Here is a 21,473-nt window from a genome sequence, read left to right as displayed (position 1 = left end):
CTTTATGTTCGCTAGCTTCGTCTGATCGGACACGTCGGTACGTTGTTGCGTGCCGGGGATTCGACCGTGAAGTACTGCGACCTCTACCTGCGCCAACCCGACTGGATGTTGCACCCGATGCAGCGGTTCATCCGCTACGAGGACGTCGTCCGGTACGAGGAACTGTTGACTTGGAACCTGCAGCCGGGCGAACCGATCGAGTACGAACTGTTCTACGTCGAGGTGACCGACGTCGAGCGGTACCGGGAGGCGATCGAGCGCGTCGAATCGGTCCGGTGGCACCGGATCGGTCTAATCGACGACGAATCGCTGTACGTCTTCGCCTGTCAGGAGACACGCGAGGAGGACGTCTCGTTCCGACGCGCGTTCGGCGATCTGGAGTTGGTCGTCGTCCCCCCCATCGTCTACGACGAGCAGGCCGCGATGCGGCTTACCGTCATCGGGCAGGAGGGCGATCTCGGGACGCTCGTGGAGAACATCCCCGGCGAGATCGAGGTCACGATCGAGGAGGTCGGCGAGTACGACCGGCGACACGCCAGGATCGCCGGTCCGTTGACCGATCGGCAGTACGAGGCGGTCGAGACGGCGGTCGAACTGGGTTACTACGCCGTCCCGCGGCACGCGTCGCTTGCGGACGTGGCCGCCGAACTCGGGTGCGCCGCGAGTACGGCCTCGAACCACCTCCGGAAGGCGGAGTCGGCGATACTCTCCCGCGTCGTACGGTGAACGCCACGGCGGCGAATCAGCGTCGGCCGAAGCCGCGTCACAGCTCTCGGCCATCGTTACCGATGTTGACGGGTATATCTACGAGAGCCATCTAGCGGCGGTACTCAGCTCTCTTCGAGACCAATGGCTAACCACTCCGCTACCGTCGATCCCGCATCGTTCCTCGAGAACCTGCGCTCGCTGCACTACCGCGAGGTCCTGATGACGCTCGCGACGGCGGCCGTCATCGCGGGGACGGTCGTCCTCTACCCCGGCGCGGACCGGATCACGTCGACGCTGTCGGCGGACGTGACGACCGGGACGCTCGCGCTCGTCTTCCTCGTCGCGATCGTCGCGGGGGCGGTCAAGGGTGCCATCGGCTTCGGCTACGCACTCATCGCGACGCCGGTGCTCGCCTCCGTCATCGACGTGGACCCCGTCGTGGCCGTCGTCGTCCTCGCCATCCCGCCGTGGATGATCAACGTCTTCCAGGTGGGCGAGACGAACACCGGCCTCGACTACGTGCGCCGCGAGTGGCCGCTGATCGGCCTCGCGGTCGCCGGCACCGTCGTCGGCGTCACGTTCCTCGCCGAGTTCCGGACGGGACCGCTCGTCCCGCTGCTCATCGCGCTCCTGATACTCGCCTACGTGGCCTACCAGGTGCTCCGGAACTTCGTCGTGGTCGAGGAGGCCCACCACCCCGTCGCGCTCGGCGGCGTCGGATTGGTGGAAGGGTTTCTCCTCGGCGCGGCGAACCTCGGACCGCTCCTGCCCGCCTACCTCCACACGTTCGAGCGCGACCGCGACCGCTACATCGGGGGGATGTCGATGGTGTTCACCTTCGTGTTCACGGTGAAGATCGTGCAGTCGATCGCCGTCGGCCTGCTGACGCCGCCGCTGCTGTGGCTCGGCTGTGCGATCTCGGTCGTCACGCTCGTCGGCCTCTTTCTCGGCACCTACCTGCGCCAAATCGGCGTCGACGAGACGTGGTTCAACCGCGCGGTCGTCGGGATGCTGTTCGTCATCGGGGTGAACATCCTCCGGAAGACCGCGCCGAAGGTGTTCGGCGGGCTGTTCTGAAGCGCTTCACTCCTCCGCGCGGAAGACCGGCGCGGGGTGGCCGTCGTCGGCCTCCATCGCGCCGTCGAACACGACGCGGTCGCCGATGCCCGCCTCGCCCTCGACGCGCGCCGTCACGCGCGCCGGGCCGACCTGGACGATCCCGACGCGGTAGGGCCCCTCGAAGCCGACGGGCGGGACGGTGATCGTCGTCTCGGAGTAGACCTCCCCCTCCTCGGGGAGGTCGACGGCCTCCAGGTCCCGCCCGCCGCACTCGTTACAGACGGAGAACGGCGTGCCGTAGGTCGCCCCGCAGTCGGCGCACTCGACGCCGAGGAGGTCGCCCTCGCGCAGCGCGGCCGCCCACTCGTCGTACGCGAGGCTCATCGGCGCACCTCCATGACCGTCACGACGGTCGTACCGGCGTCGCCGCCGAGGTTGTGCGCCACGGCGCGCTCCGCGCCGTCCACCTGGCGTTCCCCGGCGTCGCCCCGGAGCTGTTCGGTCAGTTCGACGATCTGGCCGGTCCCGGTCGCGCCGATGGGGTGGCCCTTCGCCTTCAGGCCGCCGGAGGGGTTGATCGGCCGGTCGCCGTCGAGGGCGGTCCGTCCCTCCTCGGCGGCGGGACCGCCCTCGCCGTCCTCGAAGAAACCGATGGCCTCGCTCGCCATCACCTCCGCGCCGGTGAAGCAGTCGTGAACCTCGGCGAAGGCCATCTCGTCGGCCCCCGCGCCGGCCTGCTCGTAGGCCTGCGCGGCCGCGTCGCGGGCCGCCCGCGTCGCGTGCGGGACGGGCTTCGCCGACAGCGGGACGACGTCCGTCGCGTGGCCGACGCCCGCCACGTCCACCGGGGCGTCGTAGGAGTCCGCGCGGTCGTCGCTCGTGACGATCACGGCGCTCGCGCCGTCGGAGAACGGACAGCAGTCCATGAGTCGGAAGGGGTCAGCGATCAGGGGCGACTCGAGTACCTCATCGACGGTGATCTCCTTGCCGAAGTGCGCGCGCGGGTTGCGCGTCCCGTTGGCGTGGTTCTTCACCGCGACGTGCGCGAGTTGCTCCTCGGTGGTACCGTACTCGTGCATGTGGCGCTTCGTCAGCAGGGCGAAGACGCCGGGGAACGTGAGACCCGTCGGCTGCTCGTATTGTCGATGAGAGGCGCTGGTGAAGATGCGCGTCATCTCGCCGGTTCCGAGTCCCGTCTCGGGGGTGCACCGCTCGACGCCGCCGACGAGGACGGTGTCGTGGATCCCCGCCTCGACGGTCTGGACGGCGTTCTTGAACGCGTTGGCCGACGTGGCGCAGGCGTCCTCGAAGCGCTGGGCTGGGACGCCCGCGATGCCCACCTCGGAGGCGAGCTTCGGCGCGAGGTGCGTGTCGTTCTCGGTCTGTCCGCCCATCGCGTTCCCGAAGTAGAACGCGTCTACCTCGTCGGGGGTGACGCCCGCGTCGTCGTACGCGTCGAGCGCCGCGGCGGCGAACAGCTCCGCGAGGGTCGAGTCGTGGACGCCGAACGTGGTCATTCCGGCGCCGACGACGCTTGCTCGTGTCATCGTCCACAGATGGGGCGCACGCACACTAAGATGTACCGTGCCCGTGCCGCGAGCGGACGAAACCGTTCGAATCGGGACGGTCGCGCGGGAGGCACCGCCCTTCGGTGCGGTCGAAGAGGAGGGTACCCCCTCAAAAAGAACCTCCGCTAGCAGGGAAAACCGTGAACGGAAGCATAGTCCTGGTATCAGGTGACCTCTCCCGAGGGCGCTCCGGGGCGACCGGGGCGTCCGGGCCGAGGGCGGGACGGTCGACCGCGGTGCGATCGACCGCACCCCGACGTCCGGCGGCATCCCCACCACCCCCCACGGTGCACCCCCACCGCCGCCGCGACGGGCGGACCGTCCCGATCGAAGCAGGAGCAGTCCGACGAGGAACGCGGTTCGCGCGACACGACCGCCGGTCCCGGCCACGACCCGGGCGGCGAGCGAACCGACTCGTCGGGCGGACGCTGTCAGAGGCGCCACACCGTCGACGCGGTGCAGTGGAGGGGTCGACCACACCTCACGAAACGCGACGCGTCCCTCACCGGCCGCGTCAGCGCCGCGCTCGCTCGACTTCTCCGGTTCCGGGAAAGACGATCCAGACGACGAGCGCGCCGAAGGCGGTACCGAGGAGCGCGATCAGGACGACTTCGAGCGGCGTCGCGCTCCCCTGCGAGGTGATGAGACCGGCGGACGCGCCGATGAGTAGCGCGAAGAACGCCTTCAGGCGTCGCACGAGCGACTCGCGATCCTCGTCCGGAATCGGCCCGACCATCAGATCCCCTCCTGGACGGTGCTGACGTGCATTCCCGCGAAGCGCCAGGCGCTCCCGTCCCCCCTGCCGCGTCCCGGTCCCTCCCCGTTCTCGCTTCCGGTCTCACGCCCGTCTCCGTTCCAGGGACCCTCGTCTACCCGAACGAGCGTACCGCTCCACCGCGTGTCGAACTCGTATCTGATCCCTCGTTCGACGTCCGTCCACGCCAGGAACACGTCGTCGGAGAACCACCCGGCGTCGCCGCGCGCCTCCGCGAGGAGGTTCGAACTCCCGACCGTCCAGTCGGTCGTCGTCCGCGTCTGCTCGCGCAGGCCCGCCGCGACCTCGTCGTGGCCCGACAGTCGCTCCGAGAGGCCGAACTTCACCACGGAGGGGGCGTCGAGAAAGAAGGGTGCGAGCGGGTCGCCGTCGCGGAGCGCCCCGTAGTACTCCCGGACGGTCGTCTCGGCGTCCATACGGGGTCGTGTGTCCGACGCGACCTAACCCTACTGGAACCCCCGGTCCACCTCGCCCACGAGGTCGTCGAACTCGGCTTCGAGGAGTCGTTCGGCCTCCTCGAACTCGTCCGCGAGCGCGTCGAGGTCGTCCGGACGGCCGCGTCTGAACCCCTCGTAGGTCATCGGCCCGTAGGCGGGGCTGTCGACGGCGTCCATCACGTCCTCGAAGAACGCGTCGGGAGTCGTCGGCGCGTCGGCGTGTGTCTCGACGACGGTCGCCAGGCGCTTCGCGGCGGCTTCGGCCTCGTCCTCGTCGCCCGGGGGCGATCGGATGCCGAACCGGCCCGTTCCGTCGGTCGGGAAGAACGGGTCGATGTCGTCGTCGACGCGTCGGGCGACCTCGGTCCCGACGCCCCGGACCTCGAACGGGTTCTTCGCGTAGGTCTTGAGCTGGAAGACGCCCACCCCCGGGTGAGCGAGGAACATGTCCTCGCCGATCCCGCGACGGCGGTCGCCCGCCACGGCTCGCCACTCCGCCGGATCGGCCTTCGCGTCGACGACCTCACGCAGGATGTCCTGCCAGTCCCGCACGCGCATACGGGGCCTTCGTCACCTCCTCGCATGAACGTGTCGGCCCGCGTCGGCCCGCGTCGGCCCACGCTCCGCTCACGTCCGCCGGTGTCGGCCAGCGTTCGTCCGCATCGGTCCGTTCCCGCCGGCACCTCCCCGTCGGGGGGCAGAATTATGCCGCCGCTCGCCATCACCTCGCACATGTCCGAGACAGAACCGGTCCTGCTCGACCGCGACGGCGCGGTCGCGACGCTCACCGTCAACCGTCCAGATCGGCTGAACGCCCTCGACACCGAGGTGCTTCGCGCGCTGCTCGACGCCATCGAGGGCCTGCGCGAGGAGGACGTCCGGGCGCTCGTCCTCACCGGCGCGGGCGAGAAGGCGTTCGTCGCCGGGGCGGACATCGAGTACATGTCGCAGCTGTCGGTGGCCGAGGCGCAGACGTACGCCGAGTTGGGCCACCGGGCCACCGACGCGATCGAGGGGTTCCCCGCGCCGGTCATCGCCGCCGTGAACGGCTACGCCTTCGGCGGCGGGTGCGAACTCGCGCTCGCCTCCGACCTCCGGGTGGCGAGCGAGAACGCCGTCATCGGACAGACCGAGGTCGACCTCGGCATCGTCCCCGGCTGGGGCGGCACCCAGCGCCTCTCGCGGCTGGTCGGCGACTCCATGGCCCGCCGTCTCGTCTTCTTCGCCGAGCGCGTGGACGCGCAGGACGCCCAGCAGATGGGGCTGGTCGACGAGGTGGTCGTCGGGAGCGACCTCGACGACCACGTCGCGGACATGGCCGCAGAACTCGCCGCGAAGCCCGCCTTCGCCCTGCAGGCGGCGAAGGAGGCGCTCAACTACGTCCACGAGTCCACCCTCTCCTCGGGGCTCACCTACGAGCGCCGCCTCTGGAGCGGGCTGTTCGGCACGCACGACCAGCGCGAGGGGATGGAGGCGTTCGTCGAGAAGCGCGATCCGGATTTCGAGTGATCGGCGACCGTCCGCCGCGATAGCCCCACGTCCGCCCGCAGCCTCCGTCAGACCGTCGGCGACGCCAGACAGTGCCTCTCCGGGGGCGGTTATCTGACCGGGTTTTAAACGCCTCTCACCTGCAACGCGGCCGCTCATCGAGGTCGTGGTCCAAGAGCAGGTCGCATCATGTCCGCTGATTCCGACGCACTCAAGCAGCTGTTCGAGGAGGGTCTCCAGAAAGCCTACTACACCGAGCAACAACTCGTCGACGCGCTCCAGCAGATGGAGAACGAGGTCTCCGACGAGACGGTAAAGCAGGCGTTCTCAGAACACCGAGAGGAGACTCAGGGCCACGTCGATCGCCTGGAGGAGGTCTTCCAGAGCATGGACGCGTCGCCCGAGACGAAACAGGATCGGGTCGTCGACGCGATGATCCAGGAGCACCAGGAGTTCGTAGAGCAGAACTCCGACGAGACGGTCCTCGAACGGTTCGACATCGCCGCCGGGCAGAAGACCGAGCACTACGAGATCGCCACCTACGGCAACCTCACGCCGCTGGCCGCCGACCTCGGGATGGACGACGCGGCCGACAAACTCGAACAGAACATGCGTGAGGAGCAGAAGGCCCTCGACACGCTCTCGCAGATCGGCCAGCAGTTCGACGAGCAGACGCAGTAACGGCGTCGACCGACCGTCCGACCGACCCACGCTTTTTCGCCGCGCTGGCCCTCCCCGCGAGAACCTCGGCCGTCTCGTCGCCGAGCGGGCGGAGCGACCTCACTCGAAGATGACGCCCTCGAACTCGCCGGTCATGACCACCTCGTCGTCCTCGTTGGTGCAGATGGCCTCCGCCGAGAGGTCGATCCCGCCGTCGCGATCCGCCACGTCGAGGACCGTCAGTTCGCAGCTGATCTCCTCGTCCGTGTAGACGGGCTTTCGGAACTCGAAGACCATGTCGCGGGCGAGGTAGTCGAGGTCGCCGCCGAGCTTCGTCGGGAGCGTCGCCGTCAGGAGGCCGTGGACGACGACCCGCCCCCGCTCGTCCGTTTCGAGGTGGTGTTCGCCCTGGTCGTTCGAGATCTCGGTGAACCGCTCGACGTCGTCGCGCGTGAACGTCCGGGAGTAGGTGTACGTGTCGCCCGGGGAGACGTCCGTGTCGCTCATACCCGTCACTCCACCGCCGTCACGTAAAAATGCCTCCCCGGAGAACCCCGGTCCCACCGGAGCGCCCTCGGTGATCGGGTCGCCCGGCCGGGAGGGCGTCGGTCGACGGCTCGGTCGAATCCCGGACCCGCGTCCGTCGAGTCGCCGGGGAAGGTACCCGACCGACAACCTCTTTCTCCCGGAGGTATCGGTTCCGGTCGTGACGCTCCGTGGTCCCGTCGTCGAGGTGAACGACCCGCGAACCGTCGAGACGCGCTACGGCGAGCGCGAACTGGCCGAGGTGCGCCTCCGCCCCGACGGAGGGGCCGCCGCGCCCGCGACGGTGACGCTGTGGGGCAAGTGGGCCGAGACCGCAGAGGTGCTCGAGCCGGGGATGGAGCTACTAGTGACCGATCCCGAGGAGCGCGAGTGGAACGGCGAGACGACCTACGGAACGTCGAAGGGGTCGCTCGTCGTCGTCGAGCCGGATTTCCTGGTCGACGTGACCGACGTCCGCTCGTGGGTGCAGTGCCCGCGGATGTACTACCTGAACAAGCTCTCGGGGGTCCCGCTCAACTACCCCGTGGTGATGGGGACGCTCGTCCACGAGGTGTTCGGCGACCTGCTCCGCGGGCGGGACCTGGAGGCGGCCATCGACGACCACGTGGCCGACGCGGGCCTCGAACTCGGGCTGCTCGGACGCGACCGCGAGGAGGTGGCCGACGACGTGCGCCGCAACGCCCGCGCCATCGAGGGGTGGCTCAGCCAGGGGCGGCTCACGGGTGACGGCGGAGACGACGGGGCCTCGCTCGACGACCCGTCCGGCGACGACTCGAACCGGGCCTTCGGTCCCGAGCGGAGCGAGTGGCGCTCCGAGCAGACGCTCGTCGGCGAGCGGGTGGGCATCAAGGGCCGCGCCGACGCGATCCGCCGCGGCGTTCCCGTCGAGCTGAAGACCGGGAAGAACCTCCGGAAGGAACCGCGCTTCCAGGACAAGGTGCAGGCGGCCTGCTACGCCCTCCTGCTGGCCGAGCGGGACCGCGCGGCGGGAACCGCGACCGCGTCCGACGGCGGGAGCGCGCTGCCCGACACCGGCACCCTCCTCTACACGAAGAACAGCGCGCTCGACCGCAACGAGGAGACCGGCGACCTGACGCCCGCGAAGGACTTCTCCATCGGCTCGGGCCTCGTGAACTACGTCCTCCGCCAGCGCAACGCCATCGCCGCGATGGAGGCGCGGGGGGACGTACCGACGGGCTACGAGGCCGACGCGAAGTGCGAGTACTGCTTCGAGCGGGACACCTGCATGGTCGTCTCCGGGCGGCTCGACCAGGAGTCGAAGGCGGGGAGCGTCGGCCGCGCCGTCCCCGAGGAGGAGCGGGAGTACTTCGACCGCCTCTACCGGGCCATCGAGGAGGAGCGGCGGGAGGTCCACCGCGAGTACGCGAAGTTGTGGGAGCAGACGGCGGCCGAGCGCGCCGACGACGACCGGGCGCTCGTCGACCTCGAACCGCTCGGGAGCCGGCGGCGCGACGACGGCCGCTGGGAGCTTCGCGCGGCGGGGACGGACGCCGTCTCCAAGATCCGCGAGGGCGACGTGGTGCTCGCGAGCGACGGCCACCCCACCCGGGGGACGGCCGAACTCGCGCGCGTCGAGCGGCTCTCGCCGGAGGTCGTCGTCACGACCGACGAACCGGTGGAGCTTCGCCGCCTCGACGTCTACCCCTCCGAACTCTCCGTCGACCGGATGCTCACCGCGCTGCACGACGCCGTCCTGAAGGGGTCGACCGAACGCAAGGACGTGCTGTTCGGGCGGCGCGCGCCCCGGTTCTCGGAGACGGACGGGACGTTCATCGACAACAACGACGCCCAGGACCGGGCGGTCAGGCTCGCGGTCACCGCCGAGGACTGCGCGCTGATCCAGGGGCCGCCGGGGACGGGGAAGACCTACACGCTCGCGCGGACGGTCCGGGCGCTGGTCGAGCGCGGCGAGCGCGTCCTGCTGTCGGCGTTTACGAACCGCGCGGTCGACAACGCGCTCTCCGCCCTGCGCGAGCAGGGCTTCGACGACTTCGTCCGGATCGGCACCGAGACGGGGATCAGCGAGGACGCCCTCGACTACCGGCTCGACCCGCGCGGCGACCCCGGCGAGCGGGTACGCGAACTGCGCTCCGCGCCGGTCGTCGCCGCCACCACCGCCTCCTGTGGCTCCCGGATCCTCCGGGAGTGTTCGTTCGACGCGGCCGTGATCGACGAGGCGGGACAGCTCACCGAGCCCGCGACGCTCGCGGCGGTGAACCTCGCGGACCGGTTTGTCCTCGTCGGCGACCACCAGCAGCTACCGCCGGTGGTGCGCAGCGAGAACGCGCTGAGTCGATCGCTGTTCGAGCGCCTCGTCGAGCGCTACCCCGACGCCTCGGTGCTGCTCGACCGACAGTACCGCATGAACCAGCGCATCCAGTACTTCTCCTCGACCGCGTTCTACGACGGGAGGCTCAGGCCGGCGACGCCCGAGGTCGCGGGCCGACGCCTCGACGACCTCGACGGCGTCGACGCGGACGCCCTCCCGACCGAACGTCGCGACGCCGTGACGTTCGTCGATCCGGGCGGGCGCGCGGACGGGAACACGAACCCCGCGGAGGCCGACCGCGTGCGGGAGGTGGTCGAGGCCTACCTGGCGGCGGGCGTCGAACGGGGGGACGTGGGCGTCATCGCCCCCTTTCGGGCGCAGGTGGCCGAGATCGGGAGGCGCGTGCCGGAGGGCGTCGCCGTCGACACCGTCGACCGGTTCCAGGGGTCGTCCAAGGAGGTCGTCGTCGTCTCGTTCGTCGCCACCGGGAGCCTCGACGGGCCGATCTTCGAGGACCACCGCCGGGTGAACGTCGCGCTCACGCGGGCGAAGCGGGCGCTCTGCCTCGTCGGCGACGCCGCGGCGCTCGAGAGCGACCCCTTCTACGCCGACATGCTGGCGTGGGCGCGCCGGTGAGGGGGCTCCGCGCCGCGGACTTTTGTCGCTCCGGGTCGTACGTGCTACCATGGCGCTCGACGACGGCGAGAAGACGACGCTCACCGAGACGGGGACGCCCGCCGACGAGCTGATGGGTGCGATCGTCGACGGCGTCATCGGGGCCGCCGGCGGGTTCGTCGGCACGGCGCTGATGACCGTCGTCCTGCTCGTCGCACAGGGGCTCGGGGCGTTCGACACGGCGTCGTTCGCCGACCTCGCACGTCTGATCAACCTCCAGGCGGTCCTCGATCCGGGGCTGTTGCAGGCCGTGGGCTACCTCATCTTCCTCGCCGGCGGGATGACCGCGTGGCCGCTGCTGTTCGCCTCGGTCGAACAGTACCTCCCCGGGGCGACGATGGCCCGGCGCGGGGTCTCGTTCGGGACGGTGCTGTGGACGGGGTTCGTCCTCGCGTTCTACGGCGGGCAGACGGGGACCGCGCTCTACCTCTACGCCGGCCTCACGCTCGTCGCCCACTGGGTGTACGGCTTCGGGCTCGGGCTGGTGTTCACCTACTTCAGCACCCGGCCCGACACCCTCGTGTGATCGACTTCGATCGCCCGCCGGGGATCGTCCGCGTCCGCGTCCCGCTTCCCGGCCGCGAGGGGACCGTCGCCGCCCAACCGGGCGACGGTGTAGGGGCCCGCCGAGCAGCGCCGCGCGTTCGCGCTGGCGGTCGTGCAACTGGCGGGCGAGCGCTTCTCGATCCCGGACGCGAACGTGAAGGTGGTCTCCACCGAGCACGCCGGCGAGGAGACGATGGGCGTGAACCGCGTGGGCGGCGACTGGTCGCCGGAGGAGGCCTGAGAACGCGTACGCCCGTCGAGCATCTCGCCACGCCGGGGTGGCGAGTCGCGCCACGACGGTCCGGCAGACCGTATCACGCGCTCGGCGGACCGGATTCGCACGCCGGGTGTGGTGGGTGACGCCCGACCGGGCACGAGGCGATCGTGATCGCACGACTCGTCCCGCCCGAGCGAATCGAAAGGACCGAGACGCCTCGGACGCCGTACCGAGTATGCGCGAGGGCGTCCCCGTCCGGTCGTACCTGATGGTCGCGCTGGGGGGGCTCGGGTACTGCTGTCTCACGTTCGTCTGGTTCTCGTTGCCCGCGTTCCTCACCCCGGTGAGCGGCGCGCTGGGGCTGTCGAGCACCGAAGCGGGGTTGCTCGTGGGGGCGATCCCCCTCACGTACGTCCCCCTCTCGCTCGCGAGCGGCCTCGTCGTCGACCGGATCGGCCCGTGGCGCGCCATCGGGGGCGGAACGGTCCTGTTCGGTCTCGCACAGACCCTCCGGGGGTTCGCGCAGGGGTTCCCGTCGATGCTCGCGCTCACCGTACTGCTTGGCGTGGGCGCGACCGCGATCACCTTCGGCCTGCCGAAGCTCGTCTCGGAGCTGTTCCCCGCGGATCGAGTGGGAACGCTCTCGACGGTGTACCTGCTCGGCTCGTACGTCGGGACCGCCGCCGCCTACGGGCTCGGTCGGCCCGTGCTGGGGCCGGCGCTCGGCGGGTGGCGACCGCTGTTCGTCGCGAGCGGCGTCGGGGTCCTCGCGTTCGCGCTCTGCTGGGCGCTCGTCTCGTGGACGTTCTCCGCGCCCCGGTACGGCGACGACGCGCCCCCGGCGTCTGTCCGGCGGGACCTCGGGCGGGTGTTCGGTCACCGCGAACTCCGACTGCTGGTCGTCGTCGGCGCGGTGTACCTCTTCGTCGTGCACGGACTCCAGGGGTGGCTCCCGGCCGTCCTCGAGTCGCGGGGGATCGGTCCGGGGCTCGCGGCGGCGATCGCATCGTGGTTCGTCGTCGCCCGCGTGGCCGGAACGCTGACCGTGCCGCCGCTCTCGGACGCCCTGGGTCGCCGTCGCGCCCCGATCGTCGGCTGCGGCGCGCTCGCCGCCGTCGGCGTCGGCGGCCTGCTCGCGGCGGACGAGCGCGTCGTGATCGCCGCGCTCGGCGTCGCGGCGTGCGGCCTGGGCGTCGGCGGCGTCGCACCGCTGATCCGCGCGCTCCCGACGGAGATGGAGGGCATCGGGCCGCGGCTGACCGCCACCGCCGTCGGCCTGGTGTTCGCCGTCGGCGAGGTTGGCGGGTTCCTCGGACCGGTGCTGGTCGGCGCGCTCCGGGACCTGACCGGCGGGTTCGGTCCCGGCGTCGCCGCGCTCGCCGGCGCGGGCGCGGTGCTTGCGCTCGCCGGCGCGCGACTGTCCGACCCCGCCGACTGATCGACCGCGCCGTCCCGCCCCGCTCGCCGGGAGCCCGCCGCTCGACCGCCCGACGGTACGACTCGCCGGTACGTTCTACCCCGGTCTGTATCGAGGTGTGGGGCAAGGGCCTTCTCCCCGAGGGGTCAAGGACGAGTCGAGATGACGGACGAACAGGACGAGCTACCGTGGTCGCCGGCGTTCTTCGCCAGGCAGATGCAGAAGGCCGGCGAGGAGTTCACCGAACAGCAGACGCGGCTGTTCGAGCAGATGCTGTCGACGAAAGCGACCTCGCCGACCAACTGGTACTCCGACGTGATGTCGGTGGGGACCGAGATGGCGCTGTTCAAGACGCGCGTCCAGAGCGGCGGTCGGCTCAGCATCCCGGACGCCGAGCGCGAGGCCCTCGACATCGACGAGGGCGACATCGTCCAGGTGTTCGTCGTCCCGGTCAAACGAACCGCCGGGGATCGAAACGAGCGGTAAGTTCTCCTGCTGACGCGGGCGAGCGGGACCGTCCCCCCGCTCGTCAGTCGGTCTCCCCGAGCGCGCCGGCGGCCGTCCCGTCGCCGATCTCCCGCAGGACGCGCCGGTGGAACTCCCGGAGGACGGCGCTCTCGTCCTCGGCGAGGACCACGTCGCTCGCGGCGAGCGTCGCGAGACCGAATGCGCGGGGCGAGGGTGAGTCCACCCGTCGGCTCTCGATGACGAGGTCCCCGCGTCGGACGGCCGAGAGTACGTCCTCGATGGCCTCGACGTGGAGTTTGTCCTCCAGGATCTCGCGGTAGGTCTCCTCGATCACGGCGAAGTCCTCCAGGTCGTCCGCGAAGCCGAGCAGCATCTCGCTCGACACCTGCTGTTGACTCGCGGACTTCTCATAGCCCTTGTAGCGCTTCAGGATCATCAGCGAGCGCGTCGCGTTGATCCGGAAGTAGCGCTTGAGGAGGTCGGTCCCGGAGAGCGCGGCGCGGAGATCCGGGCGGACGTCCCCCGGGTCGACGTCCTCGAGAACGCCGACGAGGTCGACCTTCCGGTTGAGCGGCATGGAGAGGGTGAAGCCGTGGTCGGCGACGGCGACGGTGACGTTCGCGTTGGCGGCCCGTGCGCAGCGGTGGGCGAGCAGCCGCGAGAGGCCGTCGTTGAACCGCCGGCCGTAGTTCGAGTGGACGTAGTAGCGCCGGCGGTACTCGGCGCGGTCGAGTTCCACCTCGATCGCCAGGCGGTCGTGCGTGCTCACGCTCTCCGCCCCGGCGTAGCGCACCTGCTGGTCGTACGTGCGCGTCGTCGCGCGGACGGCGTTCTCGTCGATCGGGAACCCGCGGAGCCACGACCGGACGGCCGGCGGGCCGCCCGATTCGAGCCGATCCAGCAACTCCCGCTGGAAGGTGAGCACCTCGCACCCGAGGTCGTAGGAGAGGGGGAGTCGCTCGGAGAACCACGAGGGGACGGTCGGCCGAGCGCCCGTCGGATCGACGTACACCTTCGACCCTCGTCGGTAGCGGTACTCGAAGTGCGAGCCGCCGAGGACGAACACGTCGCCCGGCTCCAGCGTGTCGAGGTACGCCTCGTCGAGCTGCCCCACCCACTCGCGCTCCCCCCGGGTGAGCACGTCGCAGGAGAACGAGTCGGGGATGGTGCCGACGTTCGTCATGTAGATGACGCGGGCGAGTCGGCCGCGCTTGCCGAGTAGCGGCTCGCCGACGGGGAAGTCGGGGTAGTGGTACTCGCCGTCGGGCGGGTCGTTCTCGTCGCGCCACACCTTCGGGTAGACGTTGCGGTCCTCGAGCCCCTCGTAGTCGGCCGTCAGGTAGCGCAGCAGCGTCTCCCAGTCGGCGTCGGAGTAGTTCCGGTAGGGGTAGGCACGTTTGAGAATCCGCTTCGCCTCCGCCTCCGGACGGACGGCGTCGATCGCCATCCCGTAGACGTGCTGGGCGGCCACGTCGTGGGCGTTCTCGGGGACGAACACCCGGTCGACGAACCCCTCCTCCGCCCGCTTCAGCATGACCGCGCACTCGACGAGTTCGTCCCGGTCGAGCGCGACCACCCGGCCCGTCACCGTCTCGCCGAGGCGGTGGCCCGCCCGGCCGACGCGCTGGAGGAGCGCCGCGACGGACTTCGGCGAGCCGACCTGCACCACGAGGTCGACGTGGGGCATGTCGATGCCGAGTTCGAGGCTCGTGGAGGTCGTGACGACGTCGAGTTCGCCCGCCTTCAGCCGCCGCTCGACGCGCCGCCGTCGGTCCGCCGAGAGCGAGCCGTGGTGACAGCCGGAGTTCTCCTCGGCGTAGCCGTCGTAGCGCTCCCGCAGGTTGTGCAGGACGCGCTCGGCCCCCGAGCGCGTGTTGGTGAACACGAGCGTGTTCGTGTGCGCTCGGATTAGTTCGTGAAGCTGATCGTAGAAGCGGTCGGTCACGACCTCGGGGGACGCGTTGACGAGGTCGTCGGTCGGGCAGGTGAGCCGGAGGTCGAACTCGCGGACGAAGCGCGTGTCGACGATCTCGTACTCGCGAGCGTCGCCGTCATCGTCGCGCCCGACGAGGAACTCGGCCATCGTCGAGAGCGGTTCGACGGTGGCCGAACAACCGATGCGGGTCGGCGAGCGGTCGCAGCGCGACTCGAGGCGTTCGAGCGACACCGCGAGGTGGGTCCCGCGCTTGTTCTCCGCCACGCTGTGGATCTCGTCGACGACGACGTACTCGACCGTCCGCAGCTTCTCGGCGAACTTCGGTGAGTTGAGCAGGATGGCGAGCGTCTCCGGCGTCGTGTTGAGGACGTGGGGCGTCTCCGTCAGCATCCGCCGGCGCGCCGCGTCGTCCGTGTCGCCGTGGCGGATCGCGTGGCGGATCTCGATCTCGTCGTCCGCGAGGTCCGCGATCCCCGACAGGGGGACCTCCAGGTTGCGGTGGATGTCGTTGGCGAGGGACTTGAGCGGCGAGACGTAGAGGCAGTAGACGGAGTTTTCGAGCCCCGACTGGCGGTCCCGGCGGTAGAGTTCGTTGATGATGGCACAGAAGCTGGCGAGCGTCTTGCCGGAGCCGGTCGGCGCGCAGATGAGCGCGTTCGTCCGGTCGTGGATGAGGGGGATCGCCTCCTTCTGCGGGGGCGTGAAGAACCCGCCGTTCTCGGGGACGGACGCGCCGAACTCCCGGACCCACCACCGCGCGACGGCGGGTTCGAGCAGGTCGAGCACGTCCGCGTCGTCGATCGACACCGCCTCCGGCGCGAAGTCGAAGTCGTACGACGAGAGGAGCGCGCGGCCCCCTCCGGACGTCCCCTGGCCCATCGTTGCGTCCGGGTAGGGTTCGAGCGAAGAAGTGGGTTGGGTTACCGCGGTGAAAGTGAATCCGATCGTCGTTCTCCCTGCGAGCGACGCCCGCGGACATTTAGGCCTCCGCGTCGACCCCCTCGACATGCACGTCACGTTCCTCGGCACCGGCAGCGCCATGCCAACCGGCGACCGCGCGCAGACGGGTCTCCTGCTCGAATCCGAGGGGACGGACCCGCTGCTCGTCGACTGCGGGAGCGGCGTCCTCTCCGCCCTCGCGGGGACCGACGCGGGCTACGAGGGCGTCCGGACGGTCCTCCTCACGCACCACCACCTCGACCACGTCAGTGACCTCATGCCGCTGTTCAAGGCGCGGTGGCTCGCGGGCGCGACGGACCTCGAACTGATCGGCCCGCCCGGCACCGCCGACCTCGTCCAGGGGTTGTTCGACGTTCACGAGTACATGCAGGGTCGTCTGGACCTCGTCATTCGGGAGGTCGAACCGGGCGAGTTCGAGGCCGCGGGGTACCAGGTCGCGGCCGCCGAGACGGTCCACTCGATGCCGTGTCTCGCCTACCGATTCGAGGCCGACGGGGCGACGTTCACCTTCAGCGGCGACTCGGAGGCGAGCGAGGACCTGGCCGCCTTCGCCGACGGCTCGGACGTGCTCGCCCACGACTGCTCGTTCCCCGACGAGGTGGACGTCGACAACCACCCCACGCCCTCGCAGCTCGGCGCGGCGCTCGCCGGCCACCGCTACGGGCAGGTCTTCCTGACCCACCTCTACCCGCACACGGCGGGTCGCCACGAGGCCATGCTCGAATCCCTCCGCGAGCACTACGCCGGCGACGTGCGCTTCGCGCGCGACGGCCTCACCGTGACGGTGGAGTGAGGGCGCTCGGGCCGACAACGCGGAGTGAAAGTGTTCGTACGGGGCTCGTACCGTCCGCGTTCGGTTTCGCCGGGGACTCGCGCTTCACTTACACTCCGCGTTCGGATCGGCTTCATACCGGATCCGAACGCACTGACGGTATGACGAAACAAGCGTCGAGAGCCGCCGTCTCGCCCGTTTCCTCCCGACACCCGTTCGACGACGAGCCGCGGAGCGTGCTCGTTCGCGTCGCCGGAACCGAGGCGGACCGTCGGCTCGTCCGCGAGGCGGGGCGGTACGTCGCCGGCACCGGGGGGCGACTCGTCGTCCTCAGCGTCACGTCGTCGCGCGAGTTCGCAGAGCGCCGTGAGGCGCGACTCGGTGCCGGTCTGCCGGGGTACACGCTCGGGGAGGCCGAGGCGGGGGCGCGACGGCTCGCGCGCCGCGTCGGCCGGGAGGCGCTCGCCCCGCTCGGCATCGACTACGTCGCGGTGGGAGCCGTCGGTCGCGAGGCGTCCCGCGTCCTCGACGCGGCGCGCGAGCACGACTGCGGCCACCTCTTCCTCGCCGAACCCGAGCGGTCGGGGCTGCGCTCGCTCGTCGCCGGGAGCGTCGTCGAGACGATCGCCCGGGGGTTCGACGGGCTGGTGACGGTGCTGCGGGAGGACGACCGGCGGGGGACGGGACGAGCGACGGTCGGGTGAGGCGGACTCTCTGATTCGAGGGGAGAGTCCCGGCCTTCGGGCCGGGCGTGAATCCGACCCTCCGTCACGATCGTCGGTATTACTGCCGCTGACGGCGACCGCGCGGTGCGATCAACGCGGAAAACTGGAGATGGTTTGGCGTTCCTCCTTTCGGGATGGTCGATACCACACCTTCGACCGGAAACTGTCCACCGATGCGGCCACACGGTCGTCAAAAACGCGAACCTACCGCGATCGAGCCTGTCCACCGTGATCGGTCGAAAGGCGCGATGGTGAAAGACACGACGGTTGCGGATGACCCTCGGCCCATCTCGGCGGGGTGGGACTGAAAGGGGCCGGGCGGTCGGCGAGCGAGACGACGTAAGGACCACAGCCGAACGGAGTGAGGCGAGGACCGCAGCGAGTCGCAGCCGCCGACCGCCCGGGGGCTTTCGAACTGTCGATTATAGACGGTACGTCTACCACTAACGCGTCTTTCGTGATGACGAGACGACGGAGCCGTCTCGTCCCACACGACGGGCAGGCAGGCCGATGGCACGGCCCGTGTCTGTCGGGGGTCCAGACCTCGGAGGTTGAGTCGGTATCGACCGCAGTGCAAGGAGAGACCACGTCTCTCGTGACGTTCACAGGACGCGTTGCGTCTTCCGTGCCCCCACGAACGACTCCGTCGTCGTGGGACAGCCCATCGGAAACGCGACGCGTTTCCGAGGACGCCGAACCCGCGACGCCGCGCGAGCGGCTCGCGCACCGCGTACGAACCCGGTGCGCTCTACGCGGGGAGCGGACGTCACCTTCGAGGGCGTGGTGAACGGCCCGCTGTCCTGCGAGGAACACCCCGCGTTTACGCCGGGGATGACGTCATTCCAGCCGGTACCGCAGGATCGCGGCGATCCCGCCGAGGTTCGACAGCTGTTCGCCCGGCGCGAACTCGGAGGAGAAGACGACCACGTCGCCGCCCTTCCGGTCGACCGTCTCCAGCAGGTCGTTCGCGTCGACCTCCCACTCACCCTCGCCGCCGCGCTCCTCGCGGAGGCGCTCGTCCACCACGAGCAGCGTCTCGACCGCGCCGTACTCGGCGGCCTCGGCGACGCTCTCGACGCCGTAGGCCGCCTTCGCGCCGCCCGCGATCTCCGCCATCAGCCGGTCGATGAGTTCCGCCTCGCGCGCGATGCGCGTCTCGGCCTGCACGTCCTCGACCGCGCCGCGCTTCAGCACCTCGTGGACGCCGCGGTCGCCGACGGCGCTCGTGTCGACCATCGTCACCCGCTCTGCGACCTCGGGGGCGTTCTCCTCGACGTACTTGTAGGCGTCCTGCTTCGTGAACCCCGGCCCGGCGAGGATGATCGCGTCGGCGTCCATCCGCCGGAGCACCTCGGTCAGTTCGGCGAACAGCTGCGTGCGCGACTGGGCGTACTCGCCCTTGCCGGTCGCGCCCGAGAGCGAGGTGCGCTCCTCCGCGCCGTACTGCGCGACGGTGTGGACGTGCGCCGCGCCCTCCTCGACGGTCGCGATGGCGACGTCGGGGTTGTCCGTCGCCTCCTCGGCCTCCTTCAGGCGGTCGAGCTGATCCGGCTTCCAGCGCTTCGTGATCTCGAGTTCCTCGTTCTGCTCGACGTTGAGGGTGTGGTGGAAGCCGAGCTGGTCCTCCCGCGAGCAGTCCTCGATGACGCCGGAGACGCGCAGGCGGTTCGCGAAGCGCGCGAACTCCGTCTCCTCGACCGCGAGGGTGACGTACATGTGCTCGCGCTCGCCGCCCGTGTCGCGGAGGGTCTCGTCGTCCCGGCGCACCCGACGGGTCGTGTCGCCGCCGACGAGGTCGCCCGGTTCGAGCACGTAGCTGAGGTGCCAGAGGTCGTCGAGCGTCTCCGGGACGACCGTTATCCGCTCTCGTCCCCCCTCGACGCGCTGACGGTCGGCGATTCGCATGGCGGGTACTGGGCGGTCCCCCGGTAAGTGCCCTGCTATCCCGCGCGCGAACCGTCGGTCCGGCCGACCGGCGCGGTCGCTTCTATCACACAGCGCGGAGACAGTCACGGCGTTCGAGGATACGCTTATGGCGCTCGTTATCGATTACCAGGTGCTATGCGAGCAGCAGTCCTCAAGGAGCACGGCGAACCGCTGGAGATCGAGGAGGTAGACGACCCGCAGGTCACCCCGGACGGGGCGGTCGTCGAGACCGAGGCCTGCGGCATCTGTCGCTCCGACTGGCACGGGTGGCAGGGCGACTGGGACTGGCTCGGCATCCAGGCCCAGGAGGGACAGATCCTCGGCCACGAGCCGGCCGGCCGCGTGATAGCGGTCGGAGAGAACGTCACGCGCTTCGAGGAGGGCGATCACGTCGCCATCCCGTTCAACCTCGGAGACGGAACCTGCATCGAGTGTCGCACGGGCCACGGGAACACCTGCGAGAACGTCATGCCCCTCGGGTTCGTCGAGCAGGTCCAGGGGGCGTTCGCGGAGGAACTGCACGTCCCCGCCGCCGACCAGAACCTCGTCCACCTCCCCGACGGCGTCTCGTCGGTCGACATGGCCGGCCTCGGCTGCCGGTTCATGACGGCGTTCCACGGGCTGGCCCACCGCGCCGACGTGGGCGCGGGCGACTGGGTGGCGGTCCACGGCTGCGGCGGCGTCGGCCTCTCCGCAGTCCACATCGCGAACGCGCTGGGCGCGAACGTCGTCGCCGTCGACCTCATGGACGAGAAGCTGGAGAAGGCGACGTCGCTCGGCGCGACGGAGACCGTCAACGCCGGCGACGTCGAGGACGTCCCCGGCGAGGTACAGGCCATCACCGACCGCGGCGCGAACGTCTCCGTCGACGCGCTCGGCATCGCCACCACCTGCCAGAACTCCGTGCTGAGCCTCGGTCGCCGCGGCCAGCACCTCCAGATCGGTCTCACGACGGAGGAGGAACAGGGGATGGTGTCCCTGCCGACCGACGCGATGGTCATGCAGGAGATCGAGTTCATCGGCTCGCTCGGCATGCCGCCGACGCGCTACGACGAGATCTTCCGCATGGTCGCCACGGGCAAACTCGACCCGAGCGCCGTCGTCAGCGAGACGGTCGGCCTGGAGGACGTCTCCGAGAAGCTCTCCGCGATGACCGACTTCGGGACCGTCGGCATCCCGGTCATCGACCAGTTCTGACGGCTACCGCCCCACCGAACTTCCCGTTTTTCGCCGCGCCGATCACCGGTCGGGAGAGGGGACGAAGGGCGCGATTGCCGTCACCGTCGCCTGCGGAACTCCTCGGCCGCGGGGTCGTCCTCGGACACCGCCGGGTCGAGTTCGCTCGGTTCGGGCCGGGTCCCGCGCCAGTCGGCCTCGGCCGCCGCGCGGGCGGAGGCCGTGTCGTCGAGCGACACCTCGTCGGCCGGCACCTCGTCTGCGGACTCCTCGTCGGACGATCCTCCCGCGTTCCGCCGCTGACGGGCCGAACCCGACGGCGCGGTCGCCGTCCCGGGTTCGTAGCCGAGCGCCGCGCTCGCCGACCGCGCCAGGAGGTAGCGGACGGTGACGTTCAGGTGGAAGTGGACGACGACGCCGACGAGGAAGAGGGCGTAGAGCAGCAGCGCCAGCGGGACGAGCACGACGACGACGCCCGCGGCCATCGCCCAGCCGACGACGTAGTCCTCGGTGAAGGCCGCCGCCCGGACCGCAGAGAGGTCGAACGCCGCCCGGATCCCGCCCTCGTGGGCGAACCGGACCATCGCCACGGGGACGAGGTACGCGGCGAGGAGGCCGGCGAGCAACCCGAGGAGGAGCGCGAGCGCCCCGACGGTCTCGACGACGACGTCGAGGTCGCCGCCCGCGTCGATCGTCACCGTGAGGGCGGCGAGGCCGCCGAGCGAGAGCGCCGGGAGCAGGTACGCGAGGAGCACGCCGACCGAGCGGGCCGCGTCGCCGAGGCGGACGAACGCCCGGATCGAGGGGGCGACGGGAGACGGCGCGCCCGCCACCTCGCGGGCGACGGCGACCGCGTAGCCGCGAAACGCCACCCGCGCGACGAGCGAGAGGCCGAGGAAGAACGCGAGCGCGACGACGAGAACCGTGGGGGAGAGCGGTGGCGATCCGGCGGGTGCGTCGACCGTCGCCGTCGCGAGGGCGACGGAGACGAGGAGCACGGCGACGTCGGAGATCGTCGAGACGAGTCGGAGGACGCCGCCGAGGAGGTACGAACCGGCGGCTGAGGGACCGGAGAGCGGATACAGCAGGGCGTCGCGGAACACGACTGAAAATGACGGAGGGGG

General features: G+C 70.4%; 21 protein-coding genes. 11 read left to right on the top strand and 10 right to left on the bottom strand.

Annotated features, from left to right (window positions below):
* Positions 1-66: 66 nt before the first annotated feature.
* On the top strand, positions 67-726 hold the full coding sequence (locus NKI68_RS03075; RefSeq protein WP_254545222.1) for a helix-turn-helix domain-containing protein: 660 nt from the start codon (positions 67-69) through the stop codon (positions 724-726).
* Between the two features lie 123 nt (positions 727-849).
* The gene (locus tag NKI68_RS03070) at positions 850-1,785 is read left to right on the top strand and encodes a TSUP family transporter (protein WP_254545221.1); all 936 of its coding nucleotides are present in this window, start codon (positions 850-852) and stop codon (positions 1,783-1,785) included.
* A gap of 6 nt (positions 1,786-1,791) precedes the next feature.
* Here NKI68_RS03070 and NKI68_RS03065 read toward each other — a convergent pair whose 3' ends face one another.
* The 5 genes from NKI68_RS03065 to NKI68_RS03045 all read right to left on the bottom strand — a co-directional run bounded on the left by NKI68_RS03065 (position 1,792) and on the right by NKI68_RS03045 (position 5,105).
* Positions 1,792-2,151, bottom strand: coding sequence for a Zn-ribbon domain-containing OB-fold protein (locus NKI68_RS03065; RefSeq protein ID WP_254545220.1), 360 nt, complete (start codon positions 2,149-2,151; stop codon positions 1,792-1,794).
* The gene (locus NKI68_RS03060; protein WP_254545219.1) at positions 2,148-3,314 is read right to left on the bottom strand and encodes a thiolase C-terminal domain-containing protein; all 1,167 of its coding nucleotides are present in this window, start codon (positions 3,312-3,314) and stop codon (positions 2,148-2,150) included. Before NKI68_RS03060 ends, NKI68_RS03065 begins: the two co-directional genes overlap by 4 nt.
* Positions 3,315-3,849: 535 nt before the next feature.
* Positions 3,850-4,071 (bottom strand): DUF8527 family protein, encoded by a 222-nt coding sequence (locus NKI68_RS03055; RefSeq protein ID WP_254545218.1) that lies wholly within the window; start codon positions 4,069-4,071, stop codon positions 3,850-3,852.
* Positions 4,071-4,526, bottom strand: coding sequence for a nuclear transport factor 2 family protein (locus tag NKI68_RS03050; RefSeq protein WP_254545217.1), 456 nt, complete (start codon positions 4,524-4,526; stop codon positions 4,071-4,073). The genes NKI68_RS03055 and NKI68_RS03050 overlap by 1 nt, the downstream gene beginning before the upstream one ends.
* 30 nt (positions 4,527-4,556) lie before the next feature.
* Complete coding sequence (locus NKI68_RS03045; protein WP_254545216.1) at positions 4,557-5,105, bottom strand: hypothetical protein; 549 nt, start codon at positions 5,103-5,105, stop codon at positions 4,557-4,559.
* 174 nt (positions 5,106-5,279) lie between these two features.
* Between NKI68_RS03045 and NKI68_RS03040 the strand changes: the two genes are divergently transcribed.
* Entirely contained in the window at positions 5,280-6,056 is a 777-nt protein-coding gene (locus NKI68_RS03040; protein WP_254545215.1) for an enoyl-CoA hydratase/isomerase family protein, read from the top strand.
* A 168-nt stretch (positions 6,057-6,224) separates the two neighbouring features.
* Positions 6,225-6,716 (top strand): YciE/YciF ferroxidase family protein, encoded by a 492-nt coding sequence (locus NKI68_RS03035; protein ID WP_254545214.1) that lies wholly within the window; start codon positions 6,225-6,227, stop codon positions 6,714-6,716.
* Positions 6,717-6,815: 99 nt separating this feature from the next.
* Here NKI68_RS03035 and NKI68_RS03030 read toward each other — a convergent pair whose 3' ends face one another.
* Positions 6,816-7,202 (bottom strand): FAS1-like dehydratase domain-containing protein, encoded by a 387-nt coding sequence (locus NKI68_RS03030; RefSeq protein WP_254545213.1) that lies wholly within the window; start codon positions 7,200-7,202, stop codon positions 6,816-6,818.
* A 199-nt stretch (positions 7,203-7,401) separates the two neighbouring features.
* Here NKI68_RS03030 and NKI68_RS03025 point away from each other — a divergent pair, with 199 nt between their 5' ends.
* Positions 7,402-10,167: an AAA domain-containing protein gene (locus NKI68_RS03025; protein WP_254545212.1), complete on the top strand. Its 2,766-nt coding sequence runs from the start codon at positions 7,402-7,404 to the stop codon at positions 10,165-10,167.
* Positions 10,168-10,216: 49 nt separating this feature from the next.
* Positions 10,217-10,732: a DUF6789 family protein gene (locus NKI68_RS03020; RefSeq protein ID WP_254545211.1), complete on the top strand. Its 516-nt coding sequence runs from the start codon at positions 10,217-10,219 to the stop codon at positions 10,730-10,732.
* Here the strand turns inward: NKI68_RS03020 and NKI68_RS03015 are convergent.
* Complete coding sequence (locus NKI68_RS03015) at positions 10,699-11,016, bottom strand: hypothetical protein (RefSeq protein ID WP_254545210.1); 318 nt, start codon at positions 11,014-11,016, stop codon at positions 10,699-10,701. The genes NKI68_RS03020 and NKI68_RS03015 overlap by 34 nt on opposite strands.
* Positions 11,017-11,204: 188 nt before the next feature.
* Between NKI68_RS03015 and NKI68_RS03010 the strand changes: the two genes are divergently transcribed.
* Both NKI68_RS03010 and NKI68_RS03005 read left to right on the top strand, forming a co-directional pair.
* Positions 11,205-12,407 (top strand): MFS transporter, encoded by a 1,203-nt coding sequence (locus NKI68_RS03010; RefSeq protein ID WP_254545209.1) that lies wholly within the window; start codon positions 11,205-11,207, stop codon positions 12,405-12,407.
* A 141-nt stretch (positions 12,408-12,548) separates the two neighbouring features.
* Complete coding sequence (locus NKI68_RS03005) at positions 12,549-12,872, top strand: AbrB/MazE/SpoVT family DNA-binding domain-containing protein (protein WP_254545208.1); 324 nt, start codon at positions 12,549-12,551, stop codon at positions 12,870-12,872.
* Between the two features lie 43 nt (positions 12,873-12,915).
* Here NKI68_RS03005 and NKI68_RS03000 read toward each other — a convergent pair whose 3' ends face one another.
* Entirely contained in the window at positions 12,916-15,669 is a 2,754-nt protein-coding gene (locus NKI68_RS03000) for an ATP-dependent helicase (RefSeq protein ID WP_254545207.1), read from the bottom strand.
* A 127-nt stretch (positions 15,670-15,796) separates the two neighbouring features.
* Between NKI68_RS03000 and NKI68_RS02995 the strand changes: the two genes are divergently transcribed.
* Both NKI68_RS02995 and NKI68_RS02990 read left to right on the top strand, forming a co-directional pair.
* Positions 15,797-16,543, top strand: coding sequence for an MBL fold metallo-hydrolase (locus NKI68_RS02995; protein ID WP_254546479.1), 747 nt, complete (start codon positions 15,797-15,799; stop codon positions 16,541-16,543).
* Positions 16,544-16,683: 140 nt separating this feature from the next.
* Positions 16,684-17,226 carry a universal stress protein gene (locus NKI68_RS02990; protein ID WP_254545206.1) on the top strand — a complete coding sequence of 181 codons (543 nt, stop codon included), beginning with the start codon at positions 16,684-16,686 and terminating at the stop codon, positions 17,224-17,226.
* A gap of 858 nt (positions 17,227-18,084) precedes the next feature.
* On the opposite strand, the gene NKI68_RS02985 is transcribed toward NKI68_RS02990, so the two are convergent.
* On the bottom strand, positions 18,085-19,152 hold the full coding sequence (locus NKI68_RS02985) for an mRNA surveillance protein pelota (protein WP_254545205.1): 1,068 nt from the start codon (positions 19,150-19,152) through the stop codon (positions 18,085-18,087).
* A gap of 156 nt (positions 19,153-19,308) precedes the next feature.
* Between NKI68_RS02985 and NKI68_RS02980 the strand changes: the two genes are divergently transcribed.
* Positions 19,309-20,370: a zinc-dependent alcohol dehydrogenase family protein gene (locus NKI68_RS02980; RefSeq protein ID WP_254545204.1), complete on the top strand. Its 1,062-nt coding sequence runs from the start codon at positions 19,309-19,311 to the stop codon at positions 20,368-20,370.
* Between the two features lie 80 nt (positions 20,371-20,450).
* On the opposite strand, the gene NKI68_RS02975 is transcribed toward NKI68_RS02980, so the two are convergent.
* Positions 20,451-21,452 carry a DUF4013 domain-containing protein gene (locus NKI68_RS02975; protein ID WP_254545203.1) on the bottom strand — a complete coding sequence of 334 codons (1,002 nt, stop codon included), beginning with the start codon at positions 21,450-21,452 and terminating at the stop codon, positions 20,451-20,453.
* Between the last annotated feature and the right edge of the window lie 21 nt (positions 21,453-21,473).

Origin of the sequence: Halomarina pelagica (genome assembly GCF_024228315.1) — an archaeon.
Classification (GTDB): domain Archaea; phylum Halobacteriota; class Halobacteria; order Halobacteriales; family Haloarculaceae; genus Halomarina; species Halomarina pelagica.
This window is presented reverse-complemented; position numbering and strand designations above follow the sequence as displayed.